Consider the following 25,962-nt stretch of genomic DNA (forward strand, 5'->3'; position numbering starts at 1 on the left):
ATAGCGGAGCTATCGGGGCGTTTCGGCAACGCCGCGAGGTGCCGTGCCAGGCGCCGCACCCCCGGCCATGATCCACCAGACACCCCCTAGCCCGCACCGGGTCCGGGCCGGGCCGAGCGGTGGCCGCGGCAGCGGACGGTCCGATCCTCAGCAGCGCGAACCCCGCCATCCCCACGAGCGGCGCACACAGCAGGGCCACGAAGACGGGACGGTGGCCGTGGGCCGTCCACAGCGCGCCGAGGCCGGCCGGCACGACGAGACGGGCCACGCCGAGGACGAACCCGTTGAGCGCCATGTAACCGCCGACCCGGCACTCGTCGACATGGTCGGCGACATACGTGGGCACCACGACGGACACGATGATCTCGCCGAGCGTCCACACCACGGTGGAGAGCAGCAGCGCGCGCAGCGAGAACCCGAAGACGATCACACAGAGCCCCAGTGTCCACAGCGCCCCCGCGACCAGCAGCAGGGTCCTGGTGCCGTGGCCGCGCAGGTGCCTCTCCATGAACAGGCCGAGGCTCACCACCACGACGCTGTTGATCGTGTAGACGGCTCCGACCAGACCCGCCGAGTCGTGCAGCACCGTGGTGACGGCGAGCGGCAGCGCGTACTCCAGACCGATGAGCGGCACGACGTAGAAGAAGGAGACAAGGACCAGCAGCAGCACCTGGCGGTGGCCCGCCGCAGCGGAACGCCCGTCCCCGCGGGCCGCGCCCCGCGCCGTGCCGGGCGGCCCGGGGCGCCTCCTTCCGGGCTCGCCCGGCACCCGGAGCGCGATCATCGCCGCGCACAGCAGACCCGCCAGGATGTCCCCCGCGAACATGACCCGGTACGAGTACGCGGCGGCGACCCCGCCGAGGAGCGGTCCCACGCCCATGCCCAGGTTGTTGCCGACGTAGCTGATCGTGTACGCGAACGGGCGCTGCTCGGAGGTGGTCAGATCCGCGACCAGGGTGTTGGACGCCGGGCTGAACATGCCCATGCCGACGAGGGCGACGAAGAGGAACGCCGCGTACGTCCAGGGCGGGCCGTCCAGCGCGGCGAGGCCGAGATATCCGGCGGCGTTGAGGGCCAGCGCGCTCAGGAGCGCCGTGCGCCTGCCCTTCAGGTCGCCCAGCGGGCCGCTCAGCAGGCTGCCGGCAAGCAGCCCCGTACTGCCCACGGAGAGGAGCAGGCCCGCCTCGCCGGGGCCGAGGCCCTTGCCGCGCACCAGGTAGACGGCGAGCAGCGGGAAGACGAACATGCCGGCCCGGTTGATGAAGGAGGCCAGGAACAACACCCGCAGTGCGGGCGGGAGTTGCCTGACGCGCGCGATCCAGGCCATGGTCAGGTCCCGGTCTCTACACGGAAGGTGGCCCGGACCGACTTGAAGCGGGCCAGCACGTCGTCGAAGTCGACGCCCTCGCACACGTACCAGCCGAGCACGTCGTTGGAGGCGGTCGGCGGGGCCAGGACGTCGCCGACGCGCTTCCCCACCCATGCGTCCACCACGCCGTCGAGCGCCATCAGTTCGGCGGCCGACGTGATGGCGGTGATCGTCCCGTACACGCCGGACGTCAGGTACTCGGTGCCGGTCTCCGGTCCCAGCCGCGTCGCGGGCCGGTGACCGGGGTCGAGTTCGAGGCGGCACCACTCACCGGCCAGGTTGATGCCGCGCCCCGCCTGGACGGCGGGCACGATCGAGCCGCCGCCGGCCCGGGCGCCCACCTCACCGAAGACGATCCCGCCGTCGTCCAGGAGGAAGAACTCGGCATGCGCGACCCCGGTACTCAGGCCGAATCCGGGTACGACCTTCGCGTTCAGGTCCAGGATGCGCCGCTCGTGCGGGGACAGGCCGTACTTGCGGGAGATGGTGCCGCCGGGCTCGTCGCGGTAGTCGAGGACGGAGTACGTGTACTGGGACAGCTGCTCGAAGACGACCTCGCCGCGCCGGAGCAGCGAGTCGACGTGGAACTCGGTGCCGCGGACGAATTCCTCGACCCGGTACGCGTGCCGGTCGTCCCCCATCTCCCGCCACACGCGGTCGAGTTCGGCCCGGTCGTCCACGCGGTGGGTGTCGCCGCACGCCCAGCCCGCGTACGGCTTGATGACGACGGGGTAGCCGACCTGCCCGGCGAACTCGGCGACGGCCCCGATGGTGTCGGGCCGGCAGGAGCGGGCCACGCGCACGCCGAGCTCCTCGGCGCGGCGGTGCATGACGAACTTGTCGCGGAAGGTGAGGGCCTGGTCCGGGGTGAGGCCGGGAATGCCGTGGTCCTTGCGGGCCCGGCTCGCGGGCAGCACGTCCCCCTCGAACAGCGGAAAGATCCGCTCGATGCGGTGCTCGGCCACGATCGTGCCGATGGCGGCGCGGACGGCCGCGGTGTCGTCCAGGTCCGCGTGGTAGCGCGCGAGCCCGTCGGCCTCGGGCGCCGTACACCCGGTGGGCAGCAGCACCACGGTGGCCACGCCGAGCTCGGCGGCGGCCGCCACGACGCTGCGGAACTGGGCGGTGTAGCGCCCCGCGGCGGGTCGGTGGACCACCAGGATGGAGGGGTTCATGGGGTGCGGTGCTCCTCATACGGGTCGCCGACGGGCAGGGCGGGGTGCGGCCGACAGGGCAGGGGGTGCGCCATCAGCGCGTGGTCACGGTCGACAACGCGAACGGCTCCCCGTACGGGGTGGTCCGGTCGAGCACCACGGGTCGTCCCGGCCGCGCGCCGAGCACGTTCAGCGCTTCCACGAGCCGGCCCAGCGTCTTCTCGACCACGGCGCGGCCTCCGTCGTGCGTCGATTCGACGGTGAGCAGGAGCCGACGGCGACCGGTGTCGGTCTTGACCACGTCGCCCTGGCGCCAGTTCCAGCGCCGCGAGTGCGCACGGCCCCGGCCGTCGGCGTAGACGACCTCGCCGGGGTCCGGGGTCTCGGTGGCGTCCGGCGCGCCCAGCGGCACGAAGACCTCGTCGCCGTGTGCCGGACGCACCTCCAGCTCTCCCTCGATGTCCCCCACGTCGCAGGACGCGACGGGCAGCCGGGAGTCCAAGGACACCGCGTTGCAGAGGTCGACCAGGGAGTTGATCCTGGGCAGCCGGCCGCCCTTGGCCACCCGGCGAAGGACGGACTCGGCGGCGCAGGGGTACGCGTTCGGGTTGACGCCGACCATGCGGTACGCCTCCCGCCAGGCGGCGATCGCGGGCAGCGCCGAGATGTCCGCCCTGCTGAGGCAGTCCGCGTGCAGCGCGTCCTCGGCCGCGGTGAGCCACCCCCGCGTCTGAGACGCCTCCCTGACGACGTCGGCGTACGGGACCGCGACCAGACCGAGCACATAGCGGGGCACGCGCTCCGTGAGGAGTCCGTCGACCGACACAGTGAGGGGGTGGTCGTCGCCGGGGGCGCCGGGGGCGCCGGGGGCGCCGGGGGAGCTCTGCATGGGCGTGTGTTCCTTCGGTGGGCCGGCCGGTGGCGGGCGGGGAGCGCTGATGACGGTCCGACAGTAGAAAGCGGGCCCGGCGCCGGCTGTGGCCAATTCCCGGCAATTCCAGCAGTCCACTTGCCGATGGACGGGCAGGTGGGGCCATGGATGGGGACGCGGACGAGGACCCGGTCCGCCGGTACGGGCGCGCGGGTACGGGAACGCCCTGCCGTGCCAGAATGCGCACTCGCGCAACGCAGAGACATCGGGATGCAGTTGATGGAGCCGCTGGACGAACGGGACCCACGCACCGTGAGTGCGTACCGCATCCTGGGGCGGCTCGGCGAGGGCGGCATGGGCCGGGTGTACCTGGCCCGCAACCGGGGTGGCCGGTCGGTGGCGCTGAAGCTGATCCACTCCGACATGGCGGCCGTTCCCGGCTTCAGGGACCGTTTCCGGCGCGAGGTGGACGCGGTGCGGCGGGTCTCGGGCGCAGGCACCGTGCCGGTGGTGGACGCGGGCGTCGACGAGCAGCACCCCTGGTACGCCTCGCACTACCTGCCGGGGCCGTCCCTACAGGCCGCGGTCGACGCGTTCGGACCGCTGCCCGAACAGGCGCTGTGGCGGTTCGCGGCCGGCCTCGCGCACACCCTCGACCACGTCCACGGCAAGAGCCTCGTGCACCGGGACCTCAAGCCGTCCAACGTGCTCCTGTCGACATCGGGCCCCCGGCTCATCGACTTCGGCATCGTCCACGCGGCCCTGGACACCGGCCTCACCCTGTCGGGCGCCCGCATCGGCACGCCCGCGTACATGTCACCGGAGCAGGCCTACGGCGAGCGCGTCACATCGGCCGTCGACATCTACAGCTACGGCCTGACGCTGGCCTTCGCCGCGACCGGCATCACCCCGCGCCGCGGCACGCGGCCGGACGAACTGCCCGGCGTGGACGGCCGGTTGGCGCTCCTCATCGCGCACTGCTTGGACCAGGATCCCGAGCGACGCCCGAGCGCGTCCCAACTCCACGCCCGGGCGCGGGCGTTGGACACGACGACGGACACCTGGCTGCCCGCGCCCGTGGCGTCCGCGATCGCCCGTACGTCGGAGGAGCTGCTGAATCTGGAGGCGCGGGACGACGTCGGCCGGACCGGGCCGGGGCCCGGGGAGGCGGCGGCCGGGCCGGGGGTGCCCGCGGGCGCGACCGTCGGGTCCTCGGGATCCGGTGACGACGCCGCCGGGTTCCACGGTGCCGAATTTCCCGGTGCCGGGTTCCACGGTGCCGGGTTCCGCGATGCCGGGTTCCATGGTGCCGCGACGCAAGGGCCCGCGCCGGGCCCCGGCCGCCCTTCGGCTGCCCCGCCGCGCCCGCCCGGCCCCGGCCTGGGCCCGGGCCCCGGCCCCGGCTCCGGCGGGGGTTACGGCTACGGCCACGGGTCCGGCAGCACCGCGTACAGCCACCCCGGGGCGCCGACCGCACCGCCGCAGTACGGGTATCCGACGGTCGCTCCGGACGCACACCCCCACACCGTCGGCGCCCACCAGCGGGGCGACCTGTCCTGGGTGTACGGCGGGCTCCTGGGCAACCCCCTGTTCGGGCTGCTCTGGCTGGTGCCGCTCGGTATCGGCTCCGGTCTGGTGGTGTTCGCGGAGCCCAGCTTCATGGGCTGGCTCCGGGTGATCGCCGTACCGGCGCTGCTGGCCCTCGGTGGCCTGCTCACAGCGGCCCGCCGAACCATGCCGACCGGCCGGTGGTGCGGTCTGAACCAGACGTTCTGGCTCGTCCTCGCCTTCTTCGAGGTGCAGGGCTGGTGGGGGATCAGCACCTACAGCGCGATGGGCGTCGCATCCCGCCACCACGGCGTGGTGACCCCGTACCAGAACGTGGTGGACTCCCTGACCGGCGTCCTCTCCTTCTTCCTGGCCCTCGGCTCGCTCGCCATGATCTACGTCGTCCCCGCCGTCATCGCCCGTCGAGCGAGGCGGCGCAGGGAGGGGTTCTGAGCGGAACGCGGCGAACGGTTCTGCGGCGAACGAACCCCGGCCCGCGCGCCGGGCGACCCGGTGTCTCAGCCCGCCGGGCGGCGGGTCCAGGCGTCGAGAGCGGGGGTCGTCGTGGGCACGGCGGGGCGGGCGCTCCTGGTCCAGCCCCAGGAGGCGTACGCCGCCGCGGCCGGCGTGTTGGTGGGGGTGATCAGGGCGGTGAGCAGGTCGGCCTCCTGGCGCTCAAGGAGTCTTTCCTGGAGCCGGGTGGCGATGCCGGTGCGCCGACGCGAGGGCAGCACCATGAGCTCGGCGACCGCGAACACCCGGTCCGATGTGGCCAGTTCCTCGTCGCCGTCGGTCTCGGCGCCGCGAAAGCCGTGCCACCATTCGCCCTCACGACCCGGCGGGTAGCCGTACGCGCAGCCGATCAGGAACGGGTCCCCCGCGATGACCATGTCGAAGCCGGGGCGCTGCACGTCCTCCGCGAAACGGCTCAAGAATCCGCTCCGCCCCAGCGATTCCACGCCCGGCACATCCTCGTACGCCGCCGCGTACAGATCCGCGACGGATTCCCGCTGCTGCTCGGCCTGCCATCGGGAAAGCCGTCGCAAGAACACCTCTGTCATCGCAACAGCGTGGCAGGTCACGGCGGTTCGCGGAACAGGCGGGAGCCGCCGTGCGCCCCGGGCGCGCGTTGACCGGACCCGCCGGGCGCCGCAGACTGGCCGGATCATGAACGACGAACCGATCGTGACCCTCCACGGCGAGCGCGCGCTCATCGACCGGGCCGGGCATCTGTTCGCGGGGGCACAACGGGAGTTCCTGGTCGCCGCCGCCGATCCGGTGACGTGGTCGAGCGGGGTCCGCACCGCCTTCGCCGCCGGGCTGCGCCCTTCCACCGAGCCGGGCGGCGTCGCGCTGCGCAAGCTCTACGCCCCGCAGGCGCTGCCCGACGCGCGGGCGGAGCAACGCCTGACCAGGATGGCGGCCAATGGCGCCGACATCCGTATCTGCGCGGCGCCGCTCGCGCAGGAGACCATCGTCCTGGACCGGCGCGTCGCCATCCTCGCCGGCGCCCCCACCGGTGGCATCCGCACCTACACGGTGATCCGTTCCCCGGACGTCGTGGCGGGACTCAGGACGCTGATCCATGCCGCGTGGGAGACCTCCGTCGAACTCGACGAGCATCTGCGCCGGCGTCCCGCCGTGCCGCTCGATCCCGAGGCGCGGTGGATCCTGCGGATGCTCGGGGCGGGGCACACCGACGAGTCGGCCGCACGGCAGCTCGGCATGTCCCTACGTACGTACCGGCGACGCGTCGCCGACCTGATGGGGGCACTCGGCGCCACGTCCCGCTTCCAGGCGGGGCTGCGCGCACGCGAACTTGAGGACGGCGACGCGGAGGCCCGCGAGGCGGGAAGCCGGGAAGTACGGGACGCAGCGCGCACGCCGGCTTGAGGACGGCCTGGCGGGGCGCCGCGAAGCGAGGGCCGCGAAGCGGGGGACCAGGAAAGGGGGCCAGGGAAGGGGGGCCAGGGAACTCGGGACCCTGCGCTCGCACGCGAACTTGAAGACCGCGGAGGACCGCGAAGCGGGGGCGCGAGGTGCGGGGCCGGGAAGTACGGGACCGCGAAGCTCGGGACCGCGAAGCTCGGGACCGCGAAGCTCGGGACCGCGAAGCTCGGGACCGCTTAGCGGGGGGCCGCTTAGCGGGGGACCGCTTAGCGGGGGACCGCTTAGCGGGGGGCCGGGAAGTACGGGACCGCAAAGCTCAGGACCACGAAGCCGGGGGCCGGGAAGTACCGGTCCGCGAAGCGGGGGGGCTGGGAAGTACGGGACCGCAAAGCTCGGGACCGCAAAGCCGGGGGCCGGGAAGTACCGGTCCGCGAAGCGGGGGGGCCGGGAAGTACGGAACCGCAAAGCGAGGGCGCGAGGTGCGGGACCGCTTAGCGGGGCGCCGGGAAGTACGGGACCGCGAAGCGCAGGACGCAAAGTGCAGGACCGGGAAGTACGGGACCGCTTAGCGGGGGGCCGGGAAGCACGGGACCGCGAAGCTCGGGGCCGGGAAGCACGGGGCCGGGAAGCTCGGGGCCGGGGAGTACGGGCCCGCGAAGTACGGGACCGCGAAGCGGGGGCGCGGGACGCAAAGTGCAGGACCGCAGCGCGCAGGACCAGCAGGTACGGGACCAGCAACTACGGGACTGCAAAGCGCAGGGCTGCGTGCGGGGTCGCGGACGGGTGCTGCGGGGGTCTGCCGTGCGCCGCATCTGCGGGCCATACTCTGCTCTATGACTCCTAAAAGCGGGGTGGAACACCACATTGCGGTGGTGGGTGCGGTGGACCGACCGATTGTGCTGAGCGTGGCGGAGCTGCGCGAGCGGTGGCCGCAGCGGACCGCGGCCGTCACCTTCGACTGCGCGACCAGCGGCCCCCGGGCCCACACCTTCACCGGCCCGCTGCTGCGTGAGGTCGTCACCGCGGCGGGACCCGGCTTCGATCCGGCCCGCCGCAAGGACCGCTCCCGCTTCCTCCTGGAGGTCACCGGCGAGGACGGGCACGCCACGGTGCTGTCCTGGGCCGAGATCGACGAGGACTTCGGCGACTCGCCCGTCCTGCTCGCCACCGCGCTCGACGGCGCCCAACTGGACGGGATCGGCGCCCAGTTGGTGGTCCCGTCGGACCGCTGCGGGGCCCGCTACATCAGCGGGATCACCCAGGTCCGGCTGCGTACGTGCCCGAGCCCGATCCCTGGCCCGGCGGAGGAGACGCGGGACTGAGCCCCCATCACGGGGCGGCCGGGGCGGCGGGGGCGGCGGTCGGCAGACCCGTGTGGTCATGGCATCGGAATGGACGCCGAGCTCGCCCGCGACCGCGACAGGAGGGCCGCGGGACCGGGCGCCGGCCCGGCTCGGCCCGGCTCGGCCGTACGGAGCTGTCGGCGCTCACCCCGCAAGATCACCTCACCGGCCGAACACGGTGCCGCCCAGCACGGCCCAGCACGGCCCAGCACGGCACGGCCGTGGCCATCGAGGCGGACCCGCACGTCGTGAACCGTTCCGCCGCACCCCGCCGTCCTGAGCAACACCCGGTCCCACCTGCACGGGAGCGTCCACGACGAGGCCGTCGGCGGTTTGTCGCCCCGGGGCGCCGCACTCTCCCTCAAATCGGTTAATCAGGCCGATCGCGGACATGCTCATGACGGCGTCAGGGGATACAGCGCCAGGGCCTTTCGTTTGGATCGGACCGGATCAGGGAGCCCCCGCGCCCGGTCCGGTCCGGTCCGGACGAAAGGCCCCAGCCCCTCCCCCCGCCTGTCCCTGACACACCGGAGTACGCCTCGTGGAGACCACAGACACCGTGTGGAGCTGCCCTTTCGACTACGCCGACGCCCTCGAATTCGACCCGCAGCTCCAGCGGATGCTCGCCGAGGAACCGGTGGCGCGCATCCGGATGGCGTACGGGGAGGGCGAGGCCTGGCTCGTCACCCGGTACGAGGACGTGCGGACGGTGACCACCGACCGCCGTTTCAGCCGCAGCGCCGTCATCGGCCGTGACTTCCCGCGCATGACGCCCGAGCCCATCGTGCAGGACGAGTCGATCAACCTCATGGACCCGCCGGCCAGCAGCCGGCTGCGCAGCCTCGTCGCCAAGAGCTTCGCCCCCAAGCATGTGACGCGGATGCGCGAACGCACCCAGCGCGTGGTCGACGACCTGCTCGACACGATGGCCGCGCACGGCTCGCCCGCCGACTTCGTCGAGCACATCGCCGCCCCGCTCCCCCTCGTCACCATCTGCGAGGTCCTTGCCATCCCGGCCGACGAACGGGACTGGCTGCGCGGCCACGCGCTGACCATGATGAACATCGGCGCGGCGGGCCGGGAGGCCGCCGTCGCGGCCAAGGCCGACCTGCGCGCCTACTTCACCGACCTCACCGCCGCCCGCCGCCGCTCCCCCGGCGACGACCTGATCTCCACCCTCGCCACCGCCCGCGACGGCGCCGAACTCCTCGACGACCAGGAGCTCGCCGTGATGGCGATGGTCCTGCTCATCACCGGCCAGGACACCACCACCTACCAGCTCGGGAACATCGCCTACACGCTGCTGACGAGGCCGGACATCCTCGACGGCCTGCGAACACACCCGGGCCGCTTCCCCGCCGTCCTCGACGAACTGCTGCGCTTCATCCCGTTCCGCAAGGGCGTCGGCATCCCCCGCGTCGCCACCGAGGACGTCGAGCTGAGCGGGGTGCTCATCCGGGCCGGGGACATCGTCCACGTCTCCTACCTCACCGCCAACCGGGACACCCGCAAGTTCGACCGGCCCCACGAGGTCGACCTGGACCGCGGCACCGTCCCGCACATGACGTTCGGCTGGGGCGCCCACCACTGCCTCGGCGCCCCGCTCGCCCAGATGGAACTGGAGGTGGCGTTCACCTCGCTGCTCACCCGCTTCCCCACGGTGCGCCTCGCGGGCGCGCCCACCGACGTGCCGTGGAACACCCACTCCATCTGGCGTCACCCGCTCCGCCTTCCGGTCGCCTGGTGACCGACCCCCCACCGAAGAAGGGAAGTCCCATGGCCACCCTGTGCCGACCGGCGATCGCCGTGCCCGACCACGTCATCACCCAGGAGCAGACCCTGGATCTGGCCCGCGAGATGCACGCCGGGCACCCGCAACGCGATCTGGTGCTGCGCCTCATCGAGAACACCGGCGTCGTCACCCGCCACCTCGTCCAGCCCCTCGAAGAGACCCTGGCCCACCCCGGGTTCGAGCACCGCAACCAGGTGTACGAGGCCGAGGCCAAGCGCCGGGTGCCCGATGTGGTGCGCCGTGCGCTCGCCCACGCCGAGACCGAGGCCGCCGACATCGATCTGATCGTCTACGTGTCGTGCACGGGCTTCATGATGCCCTCGCTGACCGCCTGGCTGATCAACACGATGGGCTTCCGCTCCGACACCCGCCAGCTGCCCATCGCCCAGCTCGGCTGCGCGGCGGGCGGCGCCGCCATCAACCGCGCCCACGACTTCATCACGGCCTACCCGGGCTCCAACGTGCTGATCGTGTCGTGCGAGTTCTGCTCGCTGCTGTACCAGCCCACCGACATCGGAGTGGGCTCGCTGCTGTCCAACGGCCTGTTCGGGGACGCCCTTTCGGCCGCGGTGGTACGCGGTGAGGGCGGCACCGGCATGCGGATCGAGCGCAACGGCTCGCACCTGGTGCCCGACACCGAGGACTGGATCTCGTACGCGGTGCGCGAGACGGGCTTCCACTTCCAGCTCGACAAGCGAGTGCCGGGCACCATGGAAATGCTGGCGCCCGCCCTCAAAACCCTGGTGGCGCAGCACAGTTGGGATGTCGGCGGGCTCGACTTCTACATCGTGCACGCGGGCGGACCGCGCATCCTGGACGACCTGTGCCACTTCCTGGACCTCGGTCCCGAGATGTTCCGCTTCAGCCGCAGCACCCTCACCGAACGCGGCAACATCGCGAGCTCGGTGGTCTTCGACGCGCTCGCCCGGCTCTTCGACGAGGGCGGCATGGACGACGGCGCCCGCGGCCTGATCGCCGGGTTCGGCCCCGGCATCACCGCGGAGATGGGCGTGGGAAGCTGGAACGCGGGCCCGGGCATCGACCGCGAGCTCAGCGAGCTGACGGCCAGCCTGTGAACTCCCGTTCCGTATCTACTCGTTGACCAGGACGGGGATCGAGATCACCACACCGGCCGGTGTGCCGGTCAGGGCCGAGGGGCGGACCCGGAAGTCGATTCCGGGCCCCTCGGCCGCCGGGGTGTGGCCGGCCGCGTGCTCGTCGTGTCCCTCCTCGGCGTAGTGGAACGAGCCGGTGCCGAGCAGCCTGCCGTCCGCGTCGTAGTAGGCGGCGCGCACCTCAAGGGCGATGAGTTCGCTGACGTCCGACGTGACGGCGAGGTGCCCGGTCACGGCGGACCCGGCGCCGAGCGCCCCGCCCGTGACCTTCACCCGGTCGGTGAACGGGCCCTGTTCCAGGCGCACTTCACCGCGTCCCAGCTTCTGGTGCGCGGCCGGGGCCGCGGCCTGTCCGGGCGCGGCGAAGCTCACCGAGGGGACGGGGCTCGGCGCGTCCCCGGCCCGCTCCCCGGACCCGCCGCCGCACGCGGTGACCAGGCCGAGGGCGAGGATGGCCAGGACCGCCTGGGCGGCCCGGTGGGCCCGGTGGGCCTGGCCGGCGATGCGTCTCATGACGTACTGCTCCTGTGCGGGGGTGCGGGGGCGAGGCGGGGCCGGGGCGGGGCGGGGCGGGGCCGGATCGTGCCGGCGCGCACGCTCGGGTGCGTACGGGTGCGTACGGGTGCGTACGGGTGCGTACGGGTGCCCGTACGCGGGCCGGTGCGGGTGCTCGTGCGCGGCCTTGGGGTCAGCCGCGCGGGGAGCGGCCGAACAGCGAGCCGTACATCTTCCCGTACAGCTCGGTGTTGAGCTGGCTCGCCGCGAACCGGTCCGCGCCCGGCCCGTACGCGAAGATCGGCACATCGGCGCCGGTGTGGTTGCCGGACAGGTAGGTCAGCCACAGGCTCGCGTCGGGGCTGCCGTCCTTGACGCCCTTGGGGTCGTCGGGGGTGCGGAACGTCGCCGGGGCGAAGTTCTTCGCGTCGCCCGCGCCCGCGCCGTTGGCGATGCCGGTCGAACGCGAGGGGTCCTTGTCGCCCGAAGTGCCGCGCTGCGTCGACGAGTTGTTGGCCGGGTTGCCCGCGTCCGTGTTGGCCGGGGGCGCCGCCGACTCGGCGTTGGTGTAGGTGCCCTTCTCGATGATGTTGAAGCCCGCGCACTCGTGGTCGGCCGTGACCACGACCAGAGTGTGGCCGTCCTTCTTCGCGAAGTCGGTGGCCGCCTTGACCGCGTCGTCGAACGCCTTGACCTCGGCGAGCGTCTGCGCGGCGTCGTTGGCGTGCGAGCGCTTGTCGATCTGGGCGCCCTCGATCTGGAGGAAGAAGCCGTTGCGCGAGCGGCCGTCGAGCAGGTCGATCGACTTCTTCGCCATCTCGGCGAGCGTCGGCTCCTGCTTCTGCGGGGCGCCCGCCGGCAGCGACGCCTTGGCCGCCTCGACCGTCAGATTGCCCCGGTTGAAGAGCCCGACCACCTTCTTGCCGCGCGCCTTGTCCAGGTCCGCCTTGGTGGCGACCCGCTGCGAACTGGCGCTCTGCGCGGCCGACTTGGGGTCACCGAACGAGCCGAGCACCTGATAGCCCTGCTTCTGGAGCGCCTTCTGGTCGTCCGGCTCGAAGCGGGCAAGGCCGCCGCCCAGGACCACGTCGGCGGTGCCGTTGCGGGCGATCTGCTCGGCGATCGGGGTGATCAGCGTCTTGTCGGCGGGCGCCTTCTCGTAGCTGCCGTCGGCGTTCTTCGGCAGGCAGGACGCGTCCGAGTACGTCGGGCCCTGGCAGCCGCGCAGCAGGGCGTGGCTGAACTGGGCGGCCGGTGTGGCGTCGGTGATCTCCGCGGTCGAGACGTTGCCGGTGGCGAAGCCGGCCGCCTTGGCCTGCTCCATGAGCGTGACGCGCTTCTTCTCGTAACTGTCCACGCCGATGGCGGCGTTGTACGTCTTGACGCCCGAGGCCCAGGCCGTGGCGGCGCTCGCCGAGTCCGTCACCAGGGCGGGCCGGTCGCTGCCCTTCTCGACGGCGTAGGTGGCGACGGCGCCGGTGTAGGGCAGGCGCTCCATGTTCAGCTTGCCCTGCGCGCCGTAGTAGCGCTCACGGCCCGCGGTGACATGGGTGCGGCCCATGCCGTCGCCCAGCAGGTAGATGACGTTGTGTATCTCGCGTCCGCCGTTGCCGCCGTGACCGCCGTGCCGGGGCGTGGAGCTCGCGGTGGCGGCCGTGCCCGCGGCGATGGCGGAGGCCGCCGTGACGACCGCGAGCACCTTCAGTGCCTTGTCTCTCATGGCGGCGAAGCTACGAGTCGCAGGTGAACGGACCGGGAGGCGCGGGCGACGCGGGGACGAACGCCTTTGCCTTCCCTATACGTTCTTATGGTTCCCGCACTACGTTCCCGGCGCCCTCGTCCTGCGTTCCCGGCGTACGCTCCCGGCGCCCTTGCCCTGCGTTCCCGGCGTACGCTCCCGGCGCCCTCGTCCTGCGTTCCCGGCGGTTCCGGCATGCCCGCCCTGCCCGCGTTCCGGGCCGGATCCGTTCCTAGCCGTACGAGAGGTTGGAGCAGATGTTGTCGTCGGCCGAGCGGGCCTTGTCCGCGACGGAGGAGGGGACCGCGGCGGGGGCGCTGGACGCCGCGGCCGCCCCGCCGGCCTTGTACTGCGTGCCGACGATGAGGTTCAGGCCCGGCTGCTTGGCGGAGCGCAGCAGCGCGCCGGGGAAGTGCGTGGCGAGCGTCTTGGCCTTGGCCTCGTCGGCCGCGCCGTACTGGATGACGGTGTGCGTGTAGTCCTGGGTGGCGGCAGTCGTGGCGCTGGTCACCGTGAAGCCCGAGCTCTTCAGCGTCTCGGCGACGCTGCCCGCGAGGCCCTTGGCGGTGGTGCCGTTGTAGACGGCGACGCTGATCCCCTTGCCGGAGGCGGGCGCGGGCGCCGAGTCGGAGGGCGAGGCCGAGGGGGCGGCGCTCGCGCTCTTGCCCCCGGCGTCCTTGCCGTCCACGGTCTTGTCCGCCCGCAGCGCCGCGAACAGGTTGTCGGCGTCGGGCTGCACGACGGCGACGCGCTCGCCCTCGTAGCGCCAGGGCAGGGTCACGAACTTGGTGTTGTGCAGGTCGATGTTCTTCATCGACATCGCGAAGGATATGAGCTTGCTCGGGGAGCCGAGGCCGGGGTCGACGGTCATCGACTTGGTGGCGGCGTTGGCGAGCGGCAGCAGGGTCGTCGGGTCGAGTCCCTGGCCCTTGACCTGCTTGATCAGGCTGCCTATGAAGGCCTGCTGGCGCTGGATGCGGCCGATGTCGGAGCCGTCGCCTATGCCGTGCCGGATGCGCACGTAGTCCAGGGCCTTCTGGCCGGACACCTTCTGCGGCCCCTTGGCGAAGACCAGGCTGCCCTTGCGCTTGAGCTTGGGGTTGAGGTCGCCCTGATAGACGTTGCTGGGCACGCAGACCTGGACGCCGCCGACGGCGTCGGTCATCTTCGCGAAGCCCGCGAAGTCCATGACCATCGTGTGGTCCACGCGCAGCCCCGTCAGCTTCTCGACGGTGTTCTGCGTGCACGCGGGGTTGCCCTGCACCGTCTCGCCCACCTCGAACGCCGAGTTGAACATCACATGGTGCTGCCCTTTGGTCCAGCTGCCGTTCGGGAGCTTGCACGGGGGTACGTCGACCAGCGAGTCGCGGGGTATGGAGACGGCGACGGCGTGCTTCTGGTCGGCGTACACGTGCAGCAGGAGCGCGGTGTCCGAGCGGCCGATGTCCCCCTTGCCGTGCCCGTACTCGGCGTTGTCGCCGGAGCGCGTGTCGGAGCCGATGATCAGGACGTTCGAGCCGTCGGTGGAGGCGGCCGGTCGGTCGGCGGACAGGCCGCCGTCGTCGAACGTCTTGATGTTGCCGTTCAGCTGGAGGTAGATCCAGCCACCGCCCGCGACGGCGAGCACGACGACGGAGAGCCCCGCGATGCCGATCAGACGGGCCCGGCTGCGCTTCTTGCCGCGCCGCGGCACGGCGGAACCCTCGCTCTCACGCCTGCTTGCCGCTCCCGCTTTGTGGCTGCCGGCCATCGGACCCCTCATCCCTCATTCGCGCCTCTTCTGTAGAGGAGACGGTGAGTCGCGTGCTCTGGTTGTACAGTTGCGCAATGTAGCAAGTCTCATGGAGACCCATCAGCCCCAGCCGTACGAAGAATGCGGCCGGAACACGGGGCTTCAGAACCCGAACGAGGGAGGACCGCGGGATGTTCCTGCGCAACGGGCTTGAGCCCTGGCACCTGCTGATCGTGGGCGTAGTACTGATCCTGCTGTTCGGCTCGAAGAAGCTGCCCGACACGGCTCGCGCGCTGGGCAAGTCCCTGCGCATCCTCAAGAGCGAGACCAAGGCGATGCGCGAGGACGGCCCGGCGCCGGCATCCGCTCCCGCCCCGGCCGCCCACGTCACCCCGGCCCCGGCCCCGGCACCCGCTGAGACGCCGGTCCGCCCGGCCCCGTAAACCCCTGACTCCGCAGACCGGGGTCGTCGTACGCTCGGCCTCCATGGAACAACTGCCGACATACGACGACGTGGTCCGCGCGCATGAGCGGATCGCCCCGCACGCCCACCGCACCCCGGTCATGACCTCGCGGCTCACCGACGCCGAGCTCGGTCTGAGCCTGTACTTCAAGTGCGAGAACCTTCAGCGCATGGGGGCCTTCAAGTTCCGCGGCGCGTTCAACGCGCTGTCCCGGTTCGACGCGGAGCAGCGGCGCGCGGGCGTCATCGCCTACTCGTCCGGCAACCACGCGCAGGCCATCGCGCTCGCCGCCGCCCTGCTCGGCATCCCGGCGGCCATCGTCATGCCCCACGACGCTCCCGCCGCCAAGCTGGCCGCGACCAAGGGGTACGGGGCGGACGTGGTCACCTACGACCGCTGGAGCGAGGACCGCGAGGAGATCGCCCGGGTCCTGGCCGAGGAGCGCGGCCTCACCCTGGTCCCGCCGTACGACCACCCCGACGTCATGGCCGGCCAGGGCACCGCGGCGAAGGAACTCTTCGAGGAGACCGGCCCGCTGGACGCGCTGTTCGTGCCGCTCGGCGGCGGCGGGCTCCTGTCGGGCAGCCTGCTCTCGGCGGGCGCGCTGGCTCCGGACTGCGAGGTGTACGGGGTCGAGCCCGAGGCGGGTGACGACGGCCGCCAGTCGCTGCGGGCCGGCAGGATCGTGCACATCGACACTCCCACGACCCTCGCCGACGGTGCCCAGACCCAGCACCTCGGCACCCGGCCCTTCCCGCTGATCCGCGACCACGTGAAGGACATCGTCACCGCGTCCGACGACCAACTCGTCGACTGCATGCGGCTGTTCGCCGCCCGCATGAAGACCGTCGTCGAGCCGACGGGCTGCCTGGGCCTGGCCGGCGCCCGCGATCTGGCCGAGCGCTACCGGGGCAGGCGGGTGGGCGTCATCATCAGCGGCGGCAATGTGGACCTGGCCCGTTACGCGCGGTTGCTCGCCGGGTGAGGCGGGCGCCGGCACGGAGGTTGTCCACAGGCTGAGGGGGACGCGGACGGATTGTCGGCACTTCGGCGCATGATGGGGGTATGAACGAGATGCCGGAGTGGGAGAAGCGGTTCAGGGCGCCGAGGGTGGGCCTTCCCGACTGGGCGGAGGACGCCCCGGACCGCTCGCTGTTCGTGTCGAACGCGACAGGGACGTACGAGCTGTATGCCTGGGACCGCGCCACGGGTGCGCAGCGCCGGGCCACCGACCGCCCCAACGGGACGACGGACGGCGTCCTGACGCCCGACGGCGAGTGGATCTGGTGGTTCGACGACACCGACGGCGACGAGTTCGGTGTGTGGCGCCGCCAGCCGTTCGGGGGCGGCGCCAACGAGCCGGCCGAGCCGGGCCTTCCCCCGTCCTACCCGGCGGGCCTGGCCCTCGGCCGGGACGGCACCGCGGTCATCGGCCGCTCCACCGACGACGACGGCTCCACCATCCATGTCGTACGCCCGGGGGCCGCGCCCGTCGAGATCTACCGGCACCGCGAGTCGGCGGGCGTGGGCGACCTCTCGCACGACGGGACGCTGATCGCGGTCGAGCACACCGAGCACGGCGACGCGATGCACTCGGCGCTGCGCGTGGTGCGGCTCGACGGCACGGCGGTCGCCGAGCTCGACGACACCAAGGGCGGCGCCGAGGAGCTGGGGCTCGAAGTGCTCGGCTTCGCGCCGCTGGCCGGCGACTCCCGGCTGCTCGTCGCGCACCAGCGGCGCGGCCGCTGGGAGCCGATGATCTGGGACGTGGCGTCGGGCGAGGAGAGCGACCTCGCGCTCGACCTGCCGGGCGACGTGTCGGCCGAGTGGTATCCGGACGGCTCGGGGCTGCTCGTCGTCCACAGCTTCGAGGCCCGCAGCGGCCTGTTCCGCTTCGACCTGGCGACCCGCTCGCTCATCGAGATCGACACGCCCGCGGGTTCGGTGTCGGGCGCGACGGCGCGGCCCGACGGCACGGTGGAGTACCTGTGGTCGTCGGCGGCGAGCCCGTCCGAGGTGCGCTCCACGACCGGTGAGGTCGTGCTCGATCCGCCCGGGTTCAAGGCGCCGGGCTCCGTCCCGGTGCGGGACGTCTGGGTGGACGGCCCCGGCGGGCGCATCCACGCCCTGGTGCAGTGCCCCGCGGGCGAGGGCCCCTTCCCCACCCTCTTCGAAATCCACGGCGGCCCCACCTGGCACGACAGCGACGCGTTCGCCTCGGGCCCGGCGGCCTGGATCGACCATGGCTACGCGGTGGTCCGGGTCAACTACCGGGGCTCCACGGGGTACGGGCGGGCGTGGACCGACGCGCTCAAGCACCGGGTCGGGCTCATCGAGCTGGAGGACATCGCGGCGGTCCGCGACTGGGCGGTCTCCTCCGGCCTCGCCGACCCCGCGCGCCTCGTCCTGGCGGGCGGCTCCTGGGGCGGCTACCTCACGCTGCTCGGCCTCGGCACCCAGCCCGACGCGTGGGCGCTGGGGCTCGCGGCGGTGCCGGTCGCGGACTACGTCACGGCGTACCACGACGAGATGGAGGCGCTGAAGGCGATGGACCGGACGTTGCTGGGCGGCACCCCGGAGGAGGTCCCGGACCGCTTCCGTGCGTCCTCGCCGCTGACGTACGTCGATGCCGTGACGGCGCCGGTGTACATCTCGGCCGGGGTCAATGATCCGCGCTGCCCGATCCGGCAGGTGGAGAACTATGTGGAGCGGCTGGCTGCGCGGGGGGCGGCGCACGAGGTCTACCGCTATGACGCGGGGCACGGGTCGCTGGTGGTGGAGGAGCGCATCAAGCAGGTGCGGCTCGAACTCGACTTCGCCCGCCGCCACTTGCCCCCACGCACCCCCTGACCCACCCATACGGGCCCGCCCTCATGCCTGTCCTCAATCGCCGGACGGGCTGGGCGTGTCCATGCGGGCCCGCGCCGAACAGTCCACCGGGTTGAGGGTGTCCATGCGGGCCCGCCCCAGCGCCTGTCCTCAATCGCCGGACGGGCTGAAGATGTCCATGCGGGCCCGCGCCAGCGCCGCCAGGGGCGCGGGGAACTGCGCGAGAAGCGACCACGGCCCGCACCCAAAAGGCGAGGGACCCTGGGGCTCCGCCCCAGACCCCGAACGCGCCTGAACGGCGCTCGTCCTCAAACGCCGGACGGGCTGAGGATGTCCATGCCGGCCCGCACCGAGCAGCCCGCCGGGCTGAAGGTGGGCGTGCGGGCCCGTGGCGGCGTCGTCAGGGGCGCGGGGAACTGCGCGGGCGGCCACAGCCGGTCCGCGGCGGCGCGGGGGCGGAGCCCACGAGGGGGCCGGCCCGGGCCGGGCCGCGGGCACCCCGCGGCCCGGCCCGACGGCAGGATTCCGTACCGTGGGGGTGTGTACCGGTTCCTGCTCACACCCCGCTGGTGGGGAATCCACGTCTTCGTCCTGCTCGCCATCCCCCTGTGCGTCTTCATGGGCTCCTGGCAGCTGGGCCGCTTCGAGGACCGCGTGCAGTCCCACGACGCCGCCGAGAAGGCCCCCGACCCCGCCACCCTCAAGGCCGAACCGCTCGCCTCGCTGCTCCCCGTGGACCAGCGCACCTCCGGCCGCCCCGCCTCGGCAAAGGGCCACTACGCCGAGCAGTTCCTGGTGCCCGAGCGCGAGGTCGACGGCACGTCGGGCAGCTACGTCCTGACCCTCCTGCGTACCGACGGCGGCAAGGCGCTGCCCGTCGTGCGCGGCTGGATCCCGCGGGGCGCCAAGGCCCCGGCCGCGCCGACCGGCGACGTCGCCGTCACCGGCATACTCCAGGCGTCCGAGAACGTGGGCTCGGACGGTGTGCACGCCCAGGGCGGTCTGCCGCAGGGCCAGGTCGGCATGATCAGCGCGGCCGCCCTGGTCAACCTGGTGCCGTACCCGGTGTACGACGCCTGGGTGACACTGCCCCGCGCCGACGCGGGCCTGACGCCGGTCCCCGCGAGCGCGCCGCAGAACAGCGGGCTCGACCTGAAGGCGTTCCAGAATCTCGGCTACACCGGCGAGTGGTTCGTCTTCGCGGGGTTCGTGGTCTTCATGTGGTTCCGCCTGGTGCGGCGCGAGGCCGAAGCCCTGGAGGACGCCGAACTCGGCCTCGCCCCCGAGGGTCCGCAGCCGCCAGAACAGCCCGGGAGTTCCGACAGCCCCAACGACAGCCCCAACGACAGCCCCGAGGGCGTCAGCAGTAGCGGGACACCCCTCGTCGGATAGGCGAGCCGGAGCCGAGCCCGGAGCCCCCTGGCCGCACCCCGCGCCGCAACGGCACCGGCACCGGCGCCTAGCGCGACGCCGCCGTCGCCGTTCCGCCGTCCAGGACGCCCGTCTTGTAGATCGTTCCCGCGCAGGCGTTGGGGATCTTCGCCTCCGCGGACGGCGCGCCCGGCTCGGCCACGTGGGTGACCGCGACCGTGCCGTCCTCCGTCGCGGCCGGGGGGCCGCCGTCCGGGGTGTGCTGCGGGCTCTGGCCGCCACCGCCGGTCGTCGTCGGAGCGGTGATCCCGCTGGAGCTGCCGGGGTTGGCGGAAGGGCTCGTGTCGGGCGTCGGCGTCGCCTTGGGGCAGGTGTCCGACGGCACCCAGGCGAACCGCACCTCGTAGGCCGCGGCCGGCTTCAGGACCAGGTGCGTGGCGTCCTTGGAGGGGTCGGGGAGGCCGGGAGCCGGGTCGCCTGCGGCGTGCTCGACGACGGTGATCTTCGCGGGGTCGGCCGCGCCCTGGGTGCGGACGTCGAACGTGCCGACGCCGCCGATCGCGCACTGCTTGTTCGACGCGTTGACGACGCGGAAGGCGCCGTAGACCTTGCCGGTCGCGTCGGGCCTGCCGACGCTCGCCGACTTGACGCGCAGCTCGCCCGCCTCGCAGACCGGCGAGTTGGCTTGCACGGGGCCGCCGCCGGGATCGGTCACGGCGCCGCCGACGGGGCTGGTGACACCCTTGCTCGGCTCCTTCGCCGGGCCCTTGCCGTCGGGCGTGGCGCCGGCCTGGGTGCCGGCGCCGGTGGACGGTCTGCCCGTGGGCACCCCGTCGGGCGCGCCCGAGACACCGCCCGAGATGCCGTACGTCTGCTCGCCGTGCCCGGCGACCGCGGGCTGCTCGTCGGTGGCGCTCGCGGAGTTGGCGACGTGCAGGAAGGCCGGCACCGCGGTGGCCACAAGGAGCGCGGCCGCGACCGTGCCCACGACGGCCTGCCGCTTGCGGGCCCGCCGTACGGGCACCGCCGCCCGCAGGTGTTCGAGCGCCCCCTCCGAGGGCTTCAGCTCCTCGACCGCGCCGTGCAGCAGCCTGCGCAGCGCCAGTTCACCGGCCGGGTCACCGGCCGCGTCCACGCCGCCGTCCGGGGCGGGCGGAAAGCCGAAGGGGGGGTTGCCGGTGCTGTTCTTTTCCGGCGATGTGTCCACGAATCCGTATCCAGTCAGGTCGTTCAGGTCATTGCCGGGCCGCTGGTCCGACCCGTACTTCCCGTGCTCCCCGTACTTCCTCTGCTCCCCCGGCCGCCCGTCGGCGTTCTTGTCGTGCCCTTTCATGCCGTCGCCTCCATGGCGACGCGCAGGGCGGCTATCCCTCGTGATCCGTACGCCTTCACCGAGCCCAGGGATATGCCCAGCGTCTCGGCGACCTGGGCCTCCGTCATGTCGGCGAAGTACCGCAGCACCAGGACCTCGCGCTGGCGGCGCTGGAGCCCGCGCATCGCCTTGATCAGAGCGTCGCGCTCCAGCTGGTCGTACGCGCCCTCCTCGGCGCTCGCCATGTCGGGCATGGGCTTGGACAGCAGCTTGAGCCCGAGGATGCGCCGACGCAGCGCGGACCGCGACAGGTTGACGACGGTCTGGCGCAGGTAGGCGAGGGTCTTCTCCGGCTCGCGCACCCGGCTGCGTGCCGAGTGGACGCGGATGAACGCCTCCTGCACGACGTCCTCGCAGGAGGCCGTGTCGTCCAGGAGCAGAGCCGCGAGGCCGAGCAGCGAGCGGTAGTGCGCGCGGTAGGTCTCGGTGAGGTGATCAACGGTGGTGCCGGCCGCCATGACCTCGTCAGCGCTCTCGCGCGAGGTCGCCTGGGAGGGTACGGGGGCGGGACGGGTGGCGGGCATCGGCGCGATCACCGGCATGCCGCCGGGCGCACCGGGTCGCCGACGCGGGCGGACTGCCATGCCACGCGCCGGTACCGCTCTGAAGTCGAGTACCTCTGCCACGCCTGTTGGACACGTTCCTCCCCGTCAGGGTTGTACGCGTACGACACTGTTTTTGGCAGTGCACCACATGTCGTCATCCGTACCCGCTCTTCCCCAATGCCCCGATTTATACGGCACCTTGAGGGGCGACCGCATAGACGCTCCATGCCGGACTGCGGTTGCAGGGACACGGAAATGAATCGTGTAACAAGGCGTTGGGGCAGTTCAAGTGGTACAGACCAGCGACTTGCTCACAGAGCGTTCACAGATCCTACAAATGGGTGGGTTTCAACGCCCGGTGAATTCACGGGCCGCGAGTTCGGCGATGTGCGCCACGTTCAGGGCGGTGCCCTTGCGGAGGTTGTCGCCGCAGACGAACAGTTCCAGTACGCAGGGATCGTCGGGCGATCTGCGCACCCGGCCCACCCACGTCGGGTCGGTGCCGACCACGTCCGCGGGGGTGGGGAAGTCACCGGCGGCGGGGTTGTCGAAGAGCACCACGCCGGGCGCGGTCGCCAGGATCTCGTGCGCCCGGGCCACGTCCACCTCGTTCTCGAAGCGGGCGTGCACGGACGCGGAGTGCGTGGTCAGGACGGGCACCCGCACACACGTGGCGGCGACCGGGAGGCGCGGCAGGTCGAGCAGCTTGCGCAGCTCGTCGCGGATGCCGAGCTCCTGCGACGACCAGCCGTCGTCGGCGAGCTCGCCGGTCCAGGGCACCACGTTCAGGGCGATGGGGGCGGGGAAGGGGCCGAGCCCGTCGCCGACGGCGCGGCGCACGTCGCCCGGGCTCGTACCGAGTTCGGTCCCGGCCACCAGGGAGGTCTGGAGCCGCAGCGCCTCGACCCCGGCAAGGCCCTCACCACTGACGGCCTGGTACGTGGAGACGACGAGCTCGCTCAGGCAGAACTCGGCGTGCAGCGCACCGACCGCCACGCTCATGGCGAGGGTCGTGGCGTGCGGGCTCGCCACGATGCCGCGCGGACGCATCCGTACGGCATGGGGATTGAGCTCGGGCACCACGAGCGGCACGTCCGCGTCCATGCGGAAGGCGGCCGAACTGTCCACCACCACCGCGCCCTTGGCCGCCGCGACAGGCGCCCACTGGGCGGCGACGTCGGCGGGCACGAGGAACAGGACGATGTCGGCCCCCTCAAGGGCCTCCTCGCTCAGCGCGAGGACTTCGCACTCCTCGCCCCGCACGAGCAGTTTGCGTCCGGCCGAGCGCGCGGACGCGACGAGCCGGACCTCGCCCCAGACATCGGCATGCTGGGACAGGATCTGGAGCATCACCGCACCGGCGCTCCCGGTCGCTCCGACGACCGTGAGCGCCGGCCTGTGGGTCATCGCCCGGTGCCCCCGTAGACGACGGCCTCGTCGCTGTCGGAGTCGAGGCCGAAGGCGGAGTGCACCGCGCGCACGGCCTCGTTGACGTCGTCGGCGCGGGTGACGACCGAGATGCGGATCTCGGAGGTCGAGATGAGCTCGATGTTCACGCCCGCGTCGGAAAGGGCCTCGAAGAAGCCGGCCGTGACGCCCGGGTTGGTCTTCATGCCGGCGCCGACGAGGGAGATCTTGGCGATCTGGTCGTCGTAGCGCAGCGACTCGAAGCCGATGGCCGGCTTGGACCGCTCCAGGGCGTCGATGGCCTTGCGGCCCTCGGACTTGGGCAGCGTGAACGAGATGTCGGTCAGACCCGTCGACGCGGCGGAGACGTTCTGCACCACCATGTCGATGTTGATCTCGGCGTTGGCGATGGTGCGGAAGATCGCCGCGGCCTCGCCCGGCTTGTCGGGCACCCCGACGACCGTGACCTTCGCCTCGGAGACGTCGTGCGCGACTCCGGAGATGATGGCGTGCTCCACCTGCTGGCCTTCCGACGGGGTACGAGGTTCGTTGCTGACCCAGGTGCCCTGAAGTCCGCTGAAGGACGACCGGACGTGGATCGGGATGTTGTACCGGCGGGCGTACTCGACGCACCGGTGCAGGAGCACCTTGGAACCGGACGCGGCCAGCTCCAGCATGTCCTCGAAGGAGATCCACTCGATCTTCTTCGCCTTCTTCACGACGCGGGGGTCCGCGGTGAAGACGCCGTCGACGTCGGTGTAGATCTCACAGACCTCGGCGTCGAGGGCGGCGGCCAGCGCGACGGCCGTCGTGTCCGAACCACCACGGCCGAGCGTGGTGATGTTCTTCCCCTCCTGGCTGACGCCCTGGAACCCGGCGACGATGGCGATGTTGCCCTCGTCGATCGAGGTCCGGATGCGGCCGGGGGTGACGTCGATGATCCGCGCCTTGTTGTGGACCGAGTCGGTGATGACACCGGCCTGGCTGCCCGTGAACGACTGGGCCTTGTGGCCCATGCTTTTGATCGCCATGGCAAGCAGTGCCATGGAGATCCGCTCTCCGGCGGTCAGCAGCATGTCGAACTCCCGCCCTGCGGGCATCGGAGACACCTGCTCCGCGAGCTCGATCAACTCATCCGTCGTGTCGCCCATCGCGGAAACCACGACGACCACCTGGTGGCCGTTCTTCTTGGCTTCCACGATCCGCTTGGCGACGCGCTTGATGCCTTCGGCATCGGCAACGGAGGAGCCTCCGTACTTCTGCACGACAAGGCCCACGTGCGCTCCTCGCTCAGTTCTTGCTGGGTCGGCTCAGTTTAACGAGCGGGCCGGATTCGCCCGTCCCGTATCACTTCGTGAGATGTCCCGCTCACTACATGATCACTGGGCGTTCTCCGGCACCGCTCGCACGGTCTGCCTGCCCTTGCCCGCGCCGGATACGCGGCATGTGTCCGGGCTCACAAGCGACGGCTCCGGGGCGCGGCCGGTGCGGCGCGGCAGCCGGCCACGCCAACTCCCGCGCCCCCGCGCCTACTTGAGGTCGTGCAGGCCGAGCGGTCCGGCCAGCTCCTCGGCCATGACGCGACCCGCCACCTCTTCCAGGGCGTCCTCGGTCAGCTCCTCGTCGGTGTCCAGGCCGTCCAGCTCTTCGAGCGGCTGGTTGAGGCGGACGTGGGCGACCAGCGACTGGAGGGCGCGCAGCGCGGCGGAGGCCGTCGAGCCCCAGTTGGAGAAGTAGGAGAACTGCCACCACCACAGCGCCTCGGACGTACGGCCCGCGCGGTAGTGGGCCAGGCCGTGGCGCAGGTCGGTGACCACGTCGGCCAGGTCGTCGGAGATCCGGCACGGCACCGGCGCCTTGCGCGGCTCGTACGGGTCGAAGACCTCGGAGTACACGTCGATGGGTTCAAGGAGGCGGGCGAAGCGCTCGCGCAGCAGGTCGGCGTCCGCCTCCGGGCCCAGGTCGGGCTCGTAGCGCTCGTCGGGGACGATGTCCTCGTGCGCCCCGAGCCGGCCGCCGGCCAGCAGGAGCTGGGAGACCTCCAGGAGGAGGAAGGGCACCGCACTGTCGGGCTCGTCGCCCTTGGCCACCTCGGTGACCGCGACGATGAAGGACTCGACCTGGTCGGCGATCTGGACCGCGAAGGAGTCCGGGTCCTGGTTGGTCGCGTGCAGCGTTGCGTCAGACATCGAGTCGACCTTCCTCGTGGCCCTGACGGGCGTACTCCTGCTGGGCGTCATACATCGAGCAGCCGCCTTCCTTCGAAGGCCCGGCCCAGGGTGACCTCGTCGGCGTATTCGAGGTCGCCGCCGACCGGCAGGCCGCTGGCGAGCCGGGTGACCTTGAGGCCCATGGGCTTGATCATGCGGGCGAGGTACGTCGCCGTCGCCTCACCCTCCAGATTCGGGTCGGTGGCCAGGATCAGCTCGGTGACCGTGCCGTCCGCGAGGCGGGCAAGCAGCTCGCGGATGCGCAGATCGTCCGGGCCGACGCCCTCGATCGGGCTGATGGCACCGCCGAGTACGTGGTAGCGCCCGCGGAACTCGCGCGTCCGCTCGATGGCCACCACGTCCTTGGGCTCCTCCACGACGCAGATGACGGTCAAGTCGCGGCGCTGGTCGCGGCAGATGTTGCACCGCTCCTCCTGCGCCACGTTGCCGCACACCGCGCAGAAGCGGACCTTGTCCTTGACTTCGAGGAGGGCGTGCGCGAGACGGCGCACGTCGGTCGGCTCCGCCTGGAGGATGTGGAAGGCGATCCGCTGCGCGCTCTTGGGACCGACGCCGGGCAGCCTGCCCAGCTCGTCGATGAGGTCCTGGACCACGCCTTCGTACAACGGAACGCCTCTCGTGGGTAGCTCTGATGCCTACGGTAGTTGGTGTGCGCCCACCTCAGTAGAGCGGGCGCACGGTTGGCTCCGCGCGACC

At 72.0% G+C, this 25,962-nt stretch carries 22 protein-coding genes; 9 read left to right on the top strand and 13 right to left on the bottom strand.

Annotation, left to right across the window (positions count from 1 at the left end):
* From ACGFW5_RS15125 to ACGFW5_RS15135, 3 genes are all read right to left on the bottom strand, one after another.
* Positions 1-1,327, bottom strand: a 1,327-nt coding sequence (locus ACGFW5_RS15125) for an MFS transporter (RefSeq protein ID WP_393834667.1), incomplete at its 3' end; no start/stop codon positions are given.
* A gap of 2 nt (positions 1,328-1,329) precedes the next feature.
* Entirely contained in the window at positions 1,330-2,544 is a 1,215-nt protein-coding gene (locus ACGFW5_RS15130; RefSeq protein WP_393834668.1) for an ATP-grasp domain-containing protein, read from the bottom strand.
* A 73-nt stretch (positions 2,545-2,617) separates the two neighbouring features.
* Complete coding sequence (locus tag ACGFW5_RS15135) at positions 2,618-3,412, bottom strand: B3/4 domain-containing protein (RefSeq protein ID WP_393834669.1); 795 nt, start codon at positions 3,410-3,412, stop codon at positions 2,618-2,620.
* 252 nt (positions 3,413-3,664) lie between these two features.
* Between ACGFW5_RS15135 and ACGFW5_RS15140 the strand changes: the two genes are divergently transcribed.
* Positions 3,665-5,395: a serine/threonine-protein kinase gene (locus ACGFW5_RS15140; protein ID WP_393834670.1), complete on the top strand. Its 1,731-nt coding sequence runs from the start codon at positions 3,665-3,667 to the stop codon at positions 5,393-5,395.
* Positions 5,396-5,460: 65 nt separating this feature from the next.
* Here the strand turns inward: ACGFW5_RS15140 and ACGFW5_RS15145 are convergent, their stop codons facing one another.
* Positions 5,461-6,003, bottom strand: a complete 543-nt coding sequence (locus ACGFW5_RS15145; RefSeq protein ID WP_393834671.1) for a GNAT family N-acetyltransferase — start codon at positions 6,001-6,003, stop codon at positions 5,461-5,463.
* A 106-nt stretch (positions 6,004-6,109) separates the two neighbouring features.
* On the opposite strand from ACGFW5_RS15145, the gene ACGFW5_RS15150 reads away from it, so the two are divergent.
* The 4 genes from ACGFW5_RS15150 (at position 6,110) to ACGFW5_RS15165 (ending at position 11,043) form a co-directional block, all read left to right on the top strand.
* A complete protein-coding gene (locus ACGFW5_RS15150) occupies positions 6,110-6,835 on the top strand; it encodes a DNA-binding response regulator (RefSeq protein WP_393834672.1) in 726 nt (241 codons plus the stop codon).
* A gap of 830 nt (positions 6,836-7,665) precedes the next feature.
* Positions 7,666-8,154: a molybdopterin-dependent oxidoreductase gene (locus ACGFW5_RS15155; protein WP_393834673.1), complete on the top strand. Its 489-nt coding sequence runs from the start codon at positions 7,666-7,668 to the stop codon at positions 8,152-8,154.
* Positions 8,155-8,716: 562 nt separating this feature from the next.
* Positions 8,717-9,922, top strand: coding sequence for a cytochrome P450 (locus tag ACGFW5_RS15160; RefSeq protein ID WP_393834674.1), 1,206 nt, complete (start codon positions 8,717-8,719; stop codon positions 9,920-9,922).
* Between the two features lie 29 nt (positions 9,923-9,951).
* Positions 9,952-11,043, top strand: a complete 1,092-nt coding sequence (locus ACGFW5_RS15165) for a type III polyketide synthase (RefSeq protein ID WP_393834675.1) — start codon at positions 9,952-9,954, stop codon at positions 11,041-11,043.
* 15 nt (positions 11,044-11,058) lie between these two features.
* On the opposite strand, the gene ACGFW5_RS15170 is transcribed toward ACGFW5_RS15165, so the two are convergent.
* The 3 genes from ACGFW5_RS15170 to ACGFW5_RS15180 all read right to left on the bottom strand — a co-directional run bounded on the left by ACGFW5_RS15170 (position 11,059) and on the right by ACGFW5_RS15180 (position 15,065).
* On the bottom strand, positions 11,059-11,595 hold the full coding sequence (locus tag ACGFW5_RS15170; RefSeq protein ID WP_393834676.1) for a hypothetical protein: 537 nt from the start codon (positions 11,593-11,595) through the stop codon (positions 11,059-11,061).
* A gap of 175 nt (positions 11,596-11,770) precedes the next feature.
* The gene (locus ACGFW5_RS15175) at positions 11,771-13,297 is read right to left on the bottom strand and encodes an alkaline phosphatase (protein ID WP_393834677.1); all 1,527 of its coding nucleotides are present in this window, start codon (positions 13,295-13,297) and stop codon (positions 11,771-11,773) included.
* 250 nt (positions 13,298-13,547) lie between these two features.
* The gene (locus ACGFW5_RS15180) at positions 13,548-15,065 is read right to left on the bottom strand and encodes an LCP family protein (protein WP_393834678.1); all 1,518 of its coding nucleotides are present in this window, start codon (positions 15,063-15,065) and stop codon (positions 13,548-13,550) included.
* A gap of 173 nt (positions 15,066-15,238) precedes the next feature.
* Between ACGFW5_RS15180 and tatA the strand changes: the two genes are divergently transcribed.
* From tatA to ACGFW5_RS15200, 4 genes are all read left to right on the top strand, one after another.
* Entirely contained in the window at positions 15,239-15,490 is a 252-nt protein-coding gene (gene tatA / locus ACGFW5_RS15185) for a Sec-independent protein translocase subunit TatA (RefSeq protein WP_393834679.1), read from the top strand.
* A 43-nt stretch (positions 15,491-15,533) separates the two neighbouring features.
* Positions 15,534-16,496: a threo-3-hydroxy-L-aspartate ammonia-lyase gene (locus ACGFW5_RS15190; RefSeq protein ID WP_393834680.1), complete on the top strand. Its 963-nt coding sequence runs from the start codon at positions 15,534-15,536 to the stop codon at positions 16,494-16,496.
* 89 nt (positions 16,497-16,585) lie between these two features.
* A complete protein-coding gene (locus tag ACGFW5_RS15195; RefSeq protein WP_393834880.1) occupies positions 16,586-18,361 on the top strand; it encodes a prolyl oligopeptidase family serine peptidase in 1,776 nt (591 codons plus the stop codon).
* A gap of 519 nt (positions 18,362-18,880) precedes the next feature.
* The gene (locus ACGFW5_RS15200) at positions 18,881-19,732 is read left to right on the top strand and encodes an SURF1 family protein (RefSeq protein ID WP_393834681.1); all 852 of its coding nucleotides are present in this window, start codon (positions 18,881-18,883) and stop codon (positions 19,730-19,732) included.
* Positions 19,733-19,799: 67 nt separating this feature from the next.
* On the opposite strand, the gene ACGFW5_RS15205 is transcribed toward ACGFW5_RS15200, so the two are convergent.
* From ACGFW5_RS15205 to recR, 6 genes are all read right to left on the bottom strand, one after another.
* On the bottom strand, positions 19,800-21,044 hold the full coding sequence (locus ACGFW5_RS15205) for a hypothetical protein (protein WP_393834682.1): 1,245 nt from the start codon (positions 21,042-21,044) through the stop codon (positions 19,800-19,802).
* The gene (locus tag ACGFW5_RS15210; protein WP_393834683.1) at positions 21,041-21,709 is read right to left on the bottom strand and encodes a SigE family RNA polymerase sigma factor; all 669 of its coding nucleotides are present in this window, start codon (positions 21,707-21,709) and stop codon (positions 21,041-21,043) included. Before ACGFW5_RS15210 ends, ACGFW5_RS15205 begins: the two co-directional genes overlap by 4 nt.
* Positions 21,710-21,976: 267 nt before the next feature.
* Positions 21,977-23,035 carry an aspartate-semialdehyde dehydrogenase gene (locus ACGFW5_RS15215; protein WP_393834684.1) on the bottom strand — a complete coding sequence of 353 codons (1,059 nt, stop codon included), beginning with the start codon at positions 23,033-23,035 and terminating at the stop codon, positions 21,977-21,979.
* Positions 23,032-24,312 (bottom strand): aspartate kinase, encoded by a 1,281-nt coding sequence (locus ACGFW5_RS15220; RefSeq protein ID WP_393834685.1) that lies wholly within the window; start codon positions 24,310-24,312, stop codon positions 23,032-23,034. The genes ACGFW5_RS15215 and ACGFW5_RS15220 overlap by 4 nt, the downstream gene beginning before the upstream one ends.
* A 252-nt stretch (positions 24,313-24,564) precedes the next feature.
* Positions 24,565-25,224 carry a DUF5063 domain-containing protein gene (locus ACGFW5_RS15225; RefSeq protein ID WP_393834686.1) on the bottom strand — a complete coding sequence of 220 codons (660 nt, stop codon included), beginning with the start codon at positions 25,222-25,224 and terminating at the stop codon, positions 24,565-24,567.
* Between the two features lie 47 nt (positions 25,225-25,271).
* A complete protein-coding gene (recR, locus tag ACGFW5_RS15230) occupies positions 25,272-25,871 on the bottom strand; it encodes a recombination mediator RecR (RefSeq protein ID WP_328312046.1) in 600 nt (199 codons plus the stop codon).
* Positions 25,872-25,962: the final 91 nt, after the last annotated feature.

It is taken from the genome of Streptomyces sp. NPDC048416, from assembly GCF_043200435.1.
In the GTDB taxonomy this organism is placed as follows: Bacteria; Actinomycetota; Actinomycetes; order Streptomycetales; family Streptomycetaceae; genus Streptomyces.

What these genes read in the sequence shown, in the direction of transcription:
- ACGFW5_RS15155 (WP_393834673.1), top strand. Translation starts at nt 7,666, where the DNA reads ATGACTCCTAAAAGCGGGGTGGAACACCACATTGCGGTGGTGGGTGCG.
- ACGFW5_RS15195 (WP_393834880.1), top strand. Translation starts at nt 16,586, where the DNA reads ATGCCGGAGTGGGAGAAGCGGTTCAGGGCGCCGAGGGTGGGCCTTCCC.
- ACGFW5_RS15180 (WP_393834678.1), bottom strand. Translation starts at nt 15,065, where the DNA reads ATGGCCGGCAGCCACAAAGCGGGAGCGGCAAGCAGGCGTGAGAGCGAG.
- ACGFW5_RS15135 (WP_393834669.1), bottom strand. Translation starts at nt 3,412, where the DNA reads ATGCAGAGCTCCCCCGGCGCCCCCGGCGCCCCCGGCGCCCCCGGCGAC.
- ACGFW5_RS15175 (WP_393834677.1), bottom strand. Translation starts at nt 13,297, where the DNA reads ATGAGAGACAAGGCACTGAAGGTGCTCGCGGTCGTCACGGCGGCCTCC.
- ACGFW5_RS15225 (WP_393834686.1), bottom strand. Translation starts at nt 25,224, where the DNA reads ATGTCTGACGCAACGCTGCACGCGACCAACCAGGACCCGGACTCCTTC.
- tatA (WP_393834679.1), top strand. Translation starts at nt 15,239, where the DNA reads ATGTTCCTGCGCAACGGGCTTGAGCCCTGGCACCTGCTGATCGTGGGC.
- ACGFW5_RS15205 (WP_393834682.1), bottom strand. Translation starts at nt 21,044, where the DNA reads ATGAAAGGGCACGACAAGAACGCCGACGGGCGGCCGGGGGAGCAGAGG.
- ACGFW5_RS15165 (WP_393834675.1), top strand. Translation starts at nt 9,952, where the DNA reads ATGGCCACCCTGTGCCGACCGGCGATCGCCGTGCCCGACCACGTCATC.
- ACGFW5_RS15190 (WP_393834680.1), top strand. Translation starts at nt 15,534, where the DNA reads ATGGAACAACTGCCGACATACGACGACGTGGTCCGCGCGCATGAGCGG.
- ACGFW5_RS15215 (WP_393834684.1), bottom strand. Translation starts at nt 23,035, where the DNA reads ATGACCCACAGGCCGGCGCTCACGGTCGTCGGAGCGACCGGGAGCGCC.
- ACGFW5_RS15170 (WP_393834676.1), bottom strand. Translation starts at nt 11,595, where the DNA reads ATGAGACGCATCGCCGGCCAGGCCCACCGGGCCCACCGGGCCGCCCAG.
- ACGFW5_RS15150 (WP_393834672.1), top strand. Translation starts at nt 6,110, where the DNA reads ATGAACGACGAACCGATCGTGACCCTCCACGGCGAGCGCGCGCTCATC.
- ACGFW5_RS15140 (WP_393834670.1), top strand. Translation starts at nt 3,665, where the DNA reads ATGCAGTTGATGGAGCCGCTGGACGAACGGGACCCACGCACCGTGAGT.
- ACGFW5_RS15145 (WP_393834671.1), bottom strand. Translation starts at nt 6,003, where the DNA reads ATGACAGAGGTGTTCTTGCGACGGCTTTCCCGATGGCAGGCCGAGCAG.
- ACGFW5_RS15130 (WP_393834668.1), bottom strand. Translation starts at nt 2,544, where the DNA reads ATGAACCCCTCCATCCTGGTGGTCCACCGACCCGCCGCGGGGCGCTAC.